12 protein-coding genes are annotated in these 9408 nt (G+C 63.7%); 7 read left to right on the top strand and 5 right to left on the bottom strand.

Translation table 11 applies throughout. From position 1 onward, the window contains the following. From ACQR1W_RS30940 to ACQR1W_RS30925, 4 genes are all read left to right on the top strand, one after another. Nucleotides 1–1368 (top strand): flagellin (locus tag ACQR1W_RS30940; protein ID WP_434854298.1); only part of this gene is annotated, 1368 nt, incomplete at its 5' end. A gap of 240 nt (nt 1369–1608) precedes the next feature. Beyond that, nucleotides 1609–3141 (top strand): flagellin, encoded by a 1533-nt coding sequence (locus ACQR1W_RS30935; protein WP_434854297.1) that lies wholly within the window; start codon nt 1609–1611, stop codon nt 3139–3141. Between the two features lie 363 nt (nt 3142–3504). Further along, nucleotides 3505–3870: a flagellar biosynthesis regulator FlaF gene (gene flaF / locus ACQR1W_RS30930; RefSeq protein WP_434854296.1), complete on the top strand. Its 366-nt coding sequence runs from the start codon at nt 3505–3507 to the stop codon at nt 3868–3870. Nucleotides 3871–3904: 34 nt separating this feature from the next. Next, on the top strand, nt 3905–4273 hold the full coding sequence (locus ACQR1W_RS30925; RefSeq protein ID WP_434854295.1) for a hypothetical protein: 369 nt from the start codon (nt 3905–3907) through the stop codon (nt 4271–4273). Between the two features lie 85 nt (nt 4274–4358). On the opposite strand, the gene ACQR1W_RS30920 is transcribed toward ACQR1W_RS30925, so the two are convergent. From ACQR1W_RS30920 to ACQR1W_RS30905, 4 genes are all read right to left on the bottom strand, one after another. Next, nucleotides 4359–4733 (bottom strand): hypothetical protein, encoded by a 375-nt coding sequence (locus ACQR1W_RS30920; protein ID WP_434854294.1) that lies wholly within the window; start codon nt 4731–4733, stop codon nt 4359–4361. A 220-nt stretch (nt 4734–4953) separates the two neighbouring features. Further along, the gene (locus ACQR1W_RS30915) at nt 4954–5439 is read right to left on the bottom strand and encodes a hypothetical protein (protein WP_434854293.1); all 486 of its coding nucleotides are present in this window, start codon (nt 5437–5439) and stop codon (nt 4954–4956) included. Between the two features lie 58 nt (nt 5440–5497). After that, complete coding sequence (gene flgJ, locus ACQR1W_RS30910; protein ID WP_434854292.1) at nt 5498–5875, bottom strand: flagellar assembly peptidoglycan hydrolase FlgJ; 378 nt, start codon at nt 5873–5875, stop codon at nt 5498–5500. Continuing rightward, complete coding sequence (locus ACQR1W_RS30905) at nt 5875–6999, bottom strand: flagellar basal body P-ring protein FlgI (protein WP_008974254.1); 1125 nt, start codon at nt 6997–6999, stop codon at nt 5875–5877. The genes flgJ and ACQR1W_RS30905 overlap by 1 nt, the downstream gene beginning before the upstream one ends. 273 nt (nt 7000–7272) lie before the next feature. On the opposite strand from ACQR1W_RS30905, the gene ACQR1W_RS30900 reads away from it, so the two are divergent. After that, nucleotides 7273–7686: a flagellar assembly protein FliX gene (locus ACQR1W_RS30900; RefSeq protein WP_008974255.1), complete on the top strand. Its 414-nt coding sequence runs from the start codon at nt 7273–7275 to the stop codon at nt 7684–7686. 12 nt (nt 7687–7698) lie between these two features. On the opposite strand, the gene ACQR1W_RS30895 is transcribed toward ACQR1W_RS30900, so the two are convergent. Continuing rightward, complete coding sequence (locus tag ACQR1W_RS30895; RefSeq protein WP_434854291.1) at nt 7699–8073, bottom strand: winged helix-turn-helix transcriptional regulator; 375 nt, start codon at nt 8071–8073, stop codon at nt 7699–7701. A 114-nt stretch (nt 8074–8187) separates the two neighbouring features. Here ACQR1W_RS30895 and ACQR1W_RS30890 point away from each other — a divergent pair, with 114 nt between their 5' ends. Together ACQR1W_RS30890 and dksA are read left to right on the top strand one after the other, a co-directional pair. Further along, nucleotides 8188–8799, top strand: coding sequence for an NAD(P)-dependent oxidoreductase (locus tag ACQR1W_RS30890; protein ID WP_434854290.1), 612 nt, complete (start codon nt 8188–8190; stop codon nt 8797–8799). A gap of 232 nt (nt 8800–9031) precedes the next feature. Further along, entirely contained in the window at nt 9032–9397 is a 366-nt protein-coding gene (dksA, locus tag ACQR1W_RS30885; protein ID WP_172114412.1) for an RNA polymerase-binding protein DksA, read from the top strand. Nucleotides 9398–9408 lie beyond the last annotated feature (11 nt).

Here is a 9408-nt window from a genome sequence, read left to right as displayed (position 1 = left end):
GCTTCCGACATCTCCAATCTGCTCGATGGTATCGGCAACGGCGTGCAGGTGCTGCAGGCCGCCAACACCGGCATCACCTCGCTGCAGAAGCTGGTCGACAGCGCCAAGTCGATCGCCAACCAGGTCTTGCAGACCTCGGTCGGCTACTCCACCAAGTCCACTGTCACGACGGCTGCGCTGACCAATGCCACTGCGACCAGCCTGGTCGCGGCGTCCACCAGCGTCGTCACCGGCTCCGCCCTCCTGAACGACAACACCACGGCCGTCGCGATCACCGCCACGACCAAGCTGTCGGGCACTGCGGGCAGCGCCTCAGACGATTTGGCGACCGGATTCTCGGCTGGCGACACGCTGACCGTGAACGGCACCACCTTCTCCTTCGTCGCCGGCACCACCTCGACCGGCACGTCGATCGGCATCGGTGACACCGTCGGCCACCTGCTCTCGGCGATCCAGACGGCGACCGGCGTGAGCGGCTCGGTCGGCGCATCGGGTGCCATCACGCTGACGCCTCCGGCGGCCGGCCTCACACTGTCAGGCTCGACCGGCGCGCTGGCCAAGCTCGGTCTCACCGCGGTCGGTGATGGTCTTGCCGGCCAGACACTGACGATCGCCGCTACCGGCGGCGGTACTGCGACCACGCTCACCTTCGGTATCGGGACGGGCAAGGTCAACTCGTTGAATGATCTGAACACGGCCCTCGCAGCCAACAACCTGCAGGCCTCGGTCGACTCCGCGACCGGCAAGATCTCGATCACGACGACCAACGACGCGGCGTCTTCGACGATCGGAGCGGTCAGCGGCGGCACGACCTTCACCGGTTTGACCGTGAGCGCTCCTGTTGCCGATCCGACCTCGCAGTCCAACCGCGCCAGCCTGGTTGCGCAGTACAACAACGTGCTGGCGCAGATCACCACGACCGCGGCTGACGCCTCGTTCAACGGTGTCAACCTGTTGAACGGCGACACGCTGAAGCTCACCTTCAACGAGACCGGCAAGTCTTCGTTGTCGATCACGGGTGTGACCTTCAACAGCACCGGCCTCGGTTTGACCAACCTGACCTCGGGCACCGACTTCCTCGACAACTCGTCGGCGAACAAGGTGCTCACGGTCCTCAACAGCGCCAGCTCGACGCTGCGCTCCGAGGCCTCGACGCTGGGTTCGAACCTGTCAGTCGTGCAGATCCGTCAGGACTTCAACAAGAACCTGATCAACGTGCTGCAGACCGGCTCGTCGAACCTGACGCTCGCCGACACCAACGAGGAAGCGGCCAACAGCCAGGCGCTGTCGACCCGCCAGTCGATCGCGGTGTCCGCGCTCTCGCTCGCCAACCAGTCGCAGGCGAGCGTGCTGCAGCTGCTGCGCTGATCACTGGCCAAGCACACGACGTGGCGAAACGGCGGGGGAAACCCCGCCGTTTTTGCGTTCAGGCCTTTTTTTGCGTTCGGCATTGGCCGCTTAGGCGCGCGGCGCTCGCGAAATGGGCCCGCCGCGAAGGGGCAGGGCGGTAACAATTCGTTAAGCAAAATTTTTAAACGGCGATTAACCATGTTTTAAACGGCAGCGGTCTAAAACCGCCTGGTGAATAACTAGGAAGGTTTCACACCAATGTCCGGTATCGTCCTCTCGGCTTCAGCTCGCCAAAACCTGCTCGCGCTGCAAAACACGGCGCAGCTGCTGGCCACCACTCAAAACAACCTAGCCACCGGCAACAAGGTTAACACGGCGCTCGACAACCCAACGGAATTCTTCACCGCGCAAGGCCTCAACAACCGCGCCAGCGACATCGCGAACCTGCTCGATGGTATCGGCAACGGCGTGCAAGTGCTGCAGGCGGCCAATACCGGCATCACCTCGCTGCAGAAGCTGGTCGACAGCGCCAAGTCGATCGCCAACCAAGTGCTGCAGACCGCGGTCGGTTACGCCACGAAGTCAACCGTGACCACGTCGGCGCTCACGGGTGCGACTGCAACCAGCCTGCTCGGTGCGTCCACCACCGCCGTCACCGGCTCCGCCCTCCTGAACGACAACACCACGGCGGTCGCGATCACCGCCACGACCAAGCTGTCGGGCACTGCGGGCAGCGCCTCGGACGACTTGGCGACCGGATTCAGCGCCGGCGACACGCTGACCGTGAACGGCACCACGTTCACCTTCGTCGCCGGCACCACCTCGACCGGCACGTCGATCGGCATCGGTGACACCGTCGGCCATCTGCTCTCAGCGATTCAGACGGCCACGGGGATCGCCGGCTCCGTCAGCGGCGGTGCCATCACGCTGACGCCACCGCCGACCGGTCTCACACTGTCTGGCTCGACCGGCGCCTTGGCCAAGCTCGGGCTCAGCACGGTCGGTGACGGTCTGGCCGGCCAGACGCTGAGTATTACGCCCACGGGCGGAGGTACCGCGACCGCGATCACCTTCGGGATAGGGACGGGCAAGGTCAACTCGTTAAACGACCTGAACGCGGCGCTCGCAGCCAACAATCTGCAGGCCTCGGTCGATACGACCGGCAAGATCTCGATCACCACGATCAATGATGCCGCATCCTCCACGATCGGCACGATCAGCGGCACCGCGACGGCCTTCACCGGGTTGACAGGCTCCACGCCGGTGATCGACACCAACTCGCAGGCGATCCGCTCCAACCTGGTCACGCAGTACAACAACGTTCTGTCGCAGATCAACACGACGGCGCTCGACGCCTCCTTCAACGGCATCAACCTGTTGAACGGCGATACGTTGAAGCTGGTGTTCGACGAAACCGGCAAGTCGACGCTTTCTATCACCGGTGTGACCTTCAACATCAGCGGCCTCGGACTGTCGCAGCTGGCTTCGGGCACCGACTTCCTCGACTCCAGCTCCGCCAACAAGGTCTTGACCTCACTGCAGGGGGCATCGAGCACCTTGCGTTCGGAAGCGTCCGCGCTCGGCTCGAACCTCTCGATCGTGCAGGTCCGTCAGGACTTCAACAAGAACCTGATCAACGTGCTGCAGACCGGCTCGTCGAACCTGACCCTCGCCGACACCAACGAGGAGGCGGCCAACAGCCAGGCGCTGTCGACGCGTCAATCGATCGCGGTGTCCGCGCTCGCACTGGCCAACCAGTCGCAGGCGAGCGTGCTGCAGCTGCTGCGCTAAGCGGTCGGCACATCGTCCACATGACGAAAGCGGCGGGTGCAGGCCCGCCGCTTCTCTTTTTGGCCCGATCCATATCGGACGCGTTCGCGCGGCGCTGCTTCGTGTTGTTCCCTGGACCTTGTGCGCGAGATCGGTGCGTGGTGTTGTCGTCGTCGCTCTGCTATTAGTTGTCGAAATTTTTCGACATATCGATCGGGAATTTTCGCTTCACGTTAAGCCGCATGGCGGGCATGCCGCTTTTCGAACACAAGTCAGGCGCTTCGGACAAATATGGAAATAGCCGCTAACCATATTTTAAAGGCACCCAAAGTACAAAACCTGTGCAGTTTGGTCGTGTCTTTAGCGTCAGTCTCGGAGTAGTTGATGTCACATGCCGCACAAGCCTATGCACGCACGTCGCACACGACGGCTTCACCACGGGAGATCGAGGCGCAGGCCCTGTTGAAAGCGGCGCGGCAATTGCAGGAAGTGCAGGCCAATTGGAACGGTCCTGATCGCAACATGTACAAGGCGCTGCTGTTCAATCGGCGGCTCTGGACGATTTTCATGAGTGCGATGGAGATGGCCGACAATCCGAATCCGCTCGAGATCCGTCAGAACATCGCCAATATCGGCGTGTTCGTGCTCAAGCAGACCATCGAGATGCAGATGTCTCCGGATCCCGCGAAGTTGAAATCGCTGATCGACATCAACTGCAACATCGCGGCCGGCCTTTCGGGGCGTGGCTGAGGCGCTCCGGGTAGGAAGGAACGAGGGTCTCGTTATGGCTGACGTGATGAGCATCCTGGCGGGGGCCTACAAGTCCGACGTCTTGAGCACCGCGCGCAGCAACAGCAAATATGTCGCGGTCGACCCGACGCTCTACCAGGGCACCTGGAGCGGCAAATACGCCAACAACAAATCCTTCACGGTCACCGTGTCGGACGTAAGCGGATTCCGCGCCAAGGTGCGCTATCAGAGCGACGGAACGTCGAAGTATCAGGACGTCCTGATCAAGGACAGCTCTTTCAGAGTCGGCGACACCAAGTTCACCTTGACCGGCAACGGCAAGGCGATGGTCAAGAACGTGGTGACCGATCCTGCCTCGGGACAGACCTATCTGGACACCGCATATGCAACGCAGAGCAGCTGAGTGAAGGTCTCGGACGATCGCGCCGAGGCTGGGGAATGCGAGGGGGCGCGCTAACGCATCCGCAGCTTTGCCGGGTGGCCGCCGCTCACGCGATCCGATCGGTCGGCGGCACGCGCGGTGTCTCTTCCTTCTGCAGGTCCAGCGTGTGGAAATATGCGCGCCGGCGCAGCACGGCCTCATCGGGATATTGGTCGACCACCTCTTCGGTGTTGCGGTTGACCACCTGGAACACCATCGCTGCCGCGGCGCGATCGTAATACGCCTGATGCGACATGAAGATCTCGCTTTCGACCTGCGACGGCACGTCGTTGCGAATGGCCGTGCCCGGGTCGGCCGCGGTCACGCTCTGGCCGGGCGGCAGATCGGTCTGGACAGCGTTGCTCACCGCCGGGCTCGACGGCGGAACGACCGGCGCAACCGCAGGGGCGCCTATTGGCCTGACGCTGAAATCGGAACTCATGGCAGCCTCCTCGTGCCAGTCGAGGTAATCAAATCCCAACCTGTCCCGGGTGCAACTATGTCCGCTTTGTTTCAACGTTATGTTACGAAATAGAATGAACCAGGCGTTGCAACCACGCCTGGTATTTTAAGATAAATTGTTCATTAACGTCCGGCGACCGCTCGCGGCGAGGCGCCGCGGGCGGCTTGTAGATCTGTCGCGTGCGGCGCTGCGGTGATTGTCAGAGCGTGCGGCTGACCGCGAGAGGCGTCATCTGGCGCGGGCTCGGCGTGGCGCGCCGGCCGTTCGCGGTGTAGGTGCTCGGGACATTGCGGCGCTGGACCTCGGCATTGACGCCGCGCACGATCTTCTCCGAGATCGAATGCGCGGTGGCGAGCACGGTCAGATTGACCTTCAGCATGGCGCGGAACACGTCATGGTGGCGGTGCAGGGTGGTCAACAGTTCCGGGGCCTGCGCCTGCATGAAGGTCTGGCTGGCTTTGAGGCGGCCGACCCCGGCGACGTAATGACGCGACAGCTCGGTCTTCCTGGCGCCGAAGGCCATGGCCTCGCGCAACTTGCCGGCGCGGACCAGTTCGGTTTCCTGCTCGATGACCGCAAGCAGCTCGCTCATCGCGGTCACGAGGAAGTCGGCGAGCTCGCGCGCCTCGGTGGCGTTGGTTGCTGCCTGATAGGTGGTCTGCTTCGCCTTGGCCTGTGCCGTCATCTTGCTACTCCTCCCGGTGCGCGGGCAAGCGCGGCCGCCCGTCACTCAACTGAACTGATCAAGCCGCGCCTTGGCTGGTGACTTTCGCCTGCTGCAGGATTAGCGTGCGGAACACCTCGTCCGAGATGCCGACGCCGCCGGCCTTGGCGAAATTCTTGGAATATTGCTCGGTCAGCATCGACCGCCACACGCCGGTGCCGGGCGTATCGCCGAACGGGCCTTCGCCTTTCACGCCGTTCGTCATCTGCGAGAACATCGAGTTCAAAAACATGGCCTCGAAATCGGTCGCCGTTGACCTGGCCTTGGCCTGCGCCTTCGGCGAGACCTTGGTCAGCGCCTCCGCCAGATCGAGATCGGTGCGCGGCGCGGTCGAGCCGCCCGGGCTCGGCAGGCTGAGCGGAACGCGGCCGCTATAGGTGTCGACATAGAGCGACATCACATCACCTCGATGTCGGCTTCGATCGCGCCGGCGGCCTTGATCGCCTGCAGGATGCTGATCAGGTCGCGCGGGCCGATGCCGAGTCCGTTGAGGCCGTCGACCAGCTGCTGCAGCGAGACGCCATCCTTGACCACTGCGAATTTCTTGCCGTCCTCGGTGACGCCGACGCTGGTGCGCGGCGTGACCACGGTGCGGCCGCGCGACAGCGGATTGGGCTGGCTCACCTGCGGGCTCTCGGAAATGGTGACCGTCAGGTTGCCTTGCGCGACCGCTACTGTGGCGACGCGCACGTCGCGGCCCATCACGATGATGCCGGAGCGCTCGTCGATCACGATCTTCGCGACCAGGTCGGGATCGACCTGCAGCTGCTCGATCTCGGTCAGGAACGCCACCACATTGCCCTTGAATTCAGGCGGGATCGTCAGCTGCACGGTCGAGGGATCGATCGGCTCGGCGGACTTGACGCCGAGAAAGTCGTTCACGGCAGCCGCAATCCGCTTGGCGGTGGTGAAATCGGCGTTGCGCAGCGCCAGTCGCACATTCGGCAGCCGGTTCAGCGCGAATTCGATCTCGCGCTCGATGATGGCGCCATTGGCGATGCGGCCGACGGTGGGCACGCCGCGCACGATCTTGGCGGCTTCGCCTTCGGCCTGGAAGCCGGAAATGGCGAGCGAGCCCTGCGCGACCGCGTAGACATTGCCGTCGGCGCCCAAGAGAGGGGTGACGAGCAGAGTGCCGCCCTGCAGGTTCTTGGCGTCGCCGAGCGCGGACACCGTGACGTCCATCCGGGTGCCTTGGGTGGCAAAGGGCGGCAGGTTGCCGGTCACCATCACGGCGGCGACGTTGCCGGTGCGGATGGTGGCGCCGCGGATGTTGACGCCCATGCGCTCCAGCATCGCCTGCAGCGACTGCTTGGTGAACGGGATGTTGTTCAGCGTATCGCCGGTGCCGTTGAGGCCGACCACGAGGCCATAGCCGATCAGCTGGTTCTGGCGCACGCCTTCGATATTGGCGAGATCCTTGATCCGCGAGGTCGCGGATGCGGACATGGCCGATGATGCCAGCGCAAGCAATGCCGCGCAGGCGACCTGAAACAGGCGCGTCGAACGGATGCGTCGCATCCTATGCTCCCCTCGAACTCTCAAAATCTCAAGCGATCGCTGCGGCCACTCCCATGACCCCATGATCGGCATTAACTATGCGAGCGGCGTGCCACGCCGATGCTCGCGCGTAACTAATTGAAATGATGTGACATCAACCGGCGGCGGCCGCCGTGGTCACGCGCGTTTTGCGCGATCGAAACTGCCGCCCCGGCAGAATTTGCCGAGCCGTTTACGCGTCGTTAACCATGGGCCGGCCAAGCTCGCGCCGCATACGAGCCGCGGGAAAGACCCATGCGCATCATCGGACCGAACGGCACCACGCTGACCACCTCGACCAGTTCGACGCGAAAGACGTCGTCCGGCGGCTTCATGCTGCCCGACGCCGGAACGACGCAGGAGACGCGCGCGACGCTGGCGCCGAAGCAGACCGCCAATATCGACGCGCTGCTGGCGCTGCAGGGAATCGAAGAGGAGCCGGCGGAGCGCCGCAAGCGCTCGGTCCAGCGCGGCAGGCGCGCGCTCGACGTGCTCGACGAACTCAAGCTGTCGCTGCTCTCCGGCAGGCTCGATGCCGGCATGGCCAACCGGCTGCGCGACGCCGCCGCCGCCTTGAAGCAGTCGTCCGGCGATCCCGGGCTCGACGCCGTGCTGTCGGAGATCGAGCTGCGCGTCGAGGTCGAACTCGCCAAAGCGGGGCAGGGTTGAGCGCCCCGCCGCTCATGCCGCGTTGGCTCGGTTCTGCGCATCGTAGCGGCGCTGCGCCGCGAGCACATCCTTGAGGTGGGTCTCCGCCCAGTCGCGCAAGGGATCTACGGCGGCTGCCAGGGTCAGTCCAAGCTGGGTGATGGAATATTCCACCGTGACCGGCACGGTGGCGATGGCACGGCGCCTGACCAGCCCGTCGCGCTCCAGGCTCTTGAGCACCTGCGACAGCATCTTCTGCGAAATGCCCTCAATGGCGCGGCGCAACTGATTGAAGCGCAACGGCTCGTCGCGCAGTAGCAACAGGATCAGCACCGCCCATTTGTCGCCGACGCGATCGAGGATCTTCCGGGTCGGGCAATCGGCGGCATAGGCGTTGGCGACCTTCATGGGTTACTCCGGCGTGACCAGGTGATGTTAAAGTGCGCTCTTAACACCAGCATTCTATCCGCTATCTAGTTCCCGTTGGTTACTATCCCCCACGCATACCAGACAGGAGCTCTCATGAAAATTGCCGTCGCCGGTGCATCCGGACGGGCCGGCTCGTGCATCACCGCCGAGCTCGCCAATCGTGGCCATCACGTCACCGGGATCGCGCGGAACCCGGAGAAGATCGCCAAGCTGCCCAACGTGACCGTGGTCAAAGGTGACGCCAACGCCCGCGCCGAGCTTGCCGGATTGTGGGCCGGCCACGACGTGGCGATCAGCTCGATCCACTTCCTCCAGAGCGACGTCGAGACCCTGATCGGCGCAGCCAAGGATTCCGGCGTGTCCAGATACCTTGTCGTGGGCGGCGCGGGCTCGCTCGAGGTCGCGCCCGGCGCGCGCCTGGTCACAACCCCGTCTTTTCCGCCCCAATACAAGGCCGAAGCGGAGAAGGGGGCGGCTTTTCTCGACCGTTTGCGGCAGGAGAGGGAACTGAACTGGACCTTCCTGTCGCCCTCGGCGCTGTTTGTTCCCGGCGAGCGGACCGGAAAGTTCCGGCTCGGAACGGATCAGCTCCTGGTCGATTCGAGCGGCAAGAGCTGGATCTCGTTCGAGGACTTTGCGGTCGCTTTGGCCGACGAGATCGAGCGGCCGGCCCACCTGCGGCAGCGCTTTACGGTCGGCTATTAGCGGTGTCCAAGGGCGCCCCGCACGAGCCCGATAGATTTGCCTGTGCAAGGGTTTGGGGGCGGGGCGCCATTGCCCATTGGCATGTTGTCTGGCACCGGGCGTCGCTATATAAGGCGGCCCCGAACGGGCGTATTCCGTCCGCCGGTGCCACGACGACCCGGCGCCAGCACGTACAGATGGGCTGACCTTGGAAAAGTTGAAGAACTACAAACCTTCCGAAAAAGAGCCTTTCATGAACGAACGCCAGCGTGAATATTTTCGCGCCAAGCTGCTGGCATGGAAGGAAGAGATCCTCCGCGAATCGAAGCTCACCCTGCAGGCCCTGCAGGAGGAGAACGTGAACCATCCCGACCTGGCCGACCGCGCGTCGTCGGAGACCGACCGCGCGATCGAGCTGCGCGCTCGGGACCGCCAGCGCAAGCTGATCTCCAAGATCGACGCGGCGCTCCAGCGCATCGAGGACAACACCTACGGCTATTGCGAGGAGACCGGTGAGCCGATCTCGCTGAAACGACTCGAGGCGCGTCCGATCGCGACGCTCTCGGTCGAAGCGCAGGAACGTCACGAGAAGCGTGAGAAAGTCTACCGCGACGAATAATTGGTCGCGGT

Source organism: Bradyrhizobium sp. HKCCYLS1011 (assembly GCF_051167795.1).
GTDB lineage: Bacteria > Pseudomonadota > Alphaproteobacteria > Rhizobiales > Xanthobacteraceae > Bradyrhizobium.
Note: the sequence above shows the minus strand (reverse complement) of the source record. Positions and strands in the feature narration are given on the sequence as shown.

What these genes read in the sequence shown, in the direction of transcription:
- ACQR1W_RS30935 (WP_434854297.1), top strand. Translation starts at nt 1,609, where the DNA reads ATGTCCGGTATCGTCCTCTCGGCTTCAGCTCGCCAAAACCTGCTCGCG.
- flaF (WP_434854296.1), top strand. Translation starts at nt 3,505, where the DNA reads ATGTCACATGCCGCACAAGCCTATGCACGCACGTCGCACACGACGGCT.
- ACQR1W_RS30925 (WP_434854295.1), top strand. Translation starts at nt 3,905, where the DNA reads ATGGCTGACGTGATGAGCATCCTGGCGGGGGCCTACAAGTCCGACGTC.
- ACQR1W_RS30920 (WP_434854294.1), bottom strand. Translation starts at nt 4,733, where the DNA reads ATGAGTTCCGATTTCAGCGTCAGGCCAATAGGCGCCCCTGCGGTTGCG.
- ACQR1W_RS30915 (WP_434854293.1), bottom strand. Translation starts at nt 5,439, where the DNA reads ATGACGGCACAGGCCAAGGCGAAGCAGACCACCTATCAGGCAGCAACC.
- flgJ (WP_434854292.1), bottom strand. Translation starts at nt 5,875, where the DNA reads ATGTCGCTCTATGTCGACACCTATAGCGGCCGCGTTCCGCTCAGCCTG.
- ACQR1W_RS30905 (WP_008974254.1), bottom strand. Translation starts at nt 6,999, where the DNA reads ATGCGACGCATCCGTTCGACGCGCCTGTTTCAGGTCGCCTGCGCGGCA.
- ACQR1W_RS30900 (WP_008974255.1), top strand. Translation starts at nt 7,273, where the DNA reads ATGCGCATCATCGGACCGAACGGCACCACGCTGACCACCTCGACCAGT.
- ACQR1W_RS30895 (WP_434854291.1), bottom strand. Translation starts at nt 8,073, where the DNA reads ATGAAGGTCGCCAACGCCTATGCCGCCGATTGCCCGACCCGGAAGATC.
- ACQR1W_RS30890 (WP_434854290.1), top strand. Translation starts at nt 8,188, where the DNA reads ATGAAAATTGCCGTCGCCGGTGCATCCGGACGGGCCGGCTCGTGCATC.
- dksA (WP_172114412.1), top strand. Translation starts at nt 9,032, where the DNA reads ATGAACGAACGCCAGCGTGAATATTTTCGCGCCAAGCTGCTGGCATGG.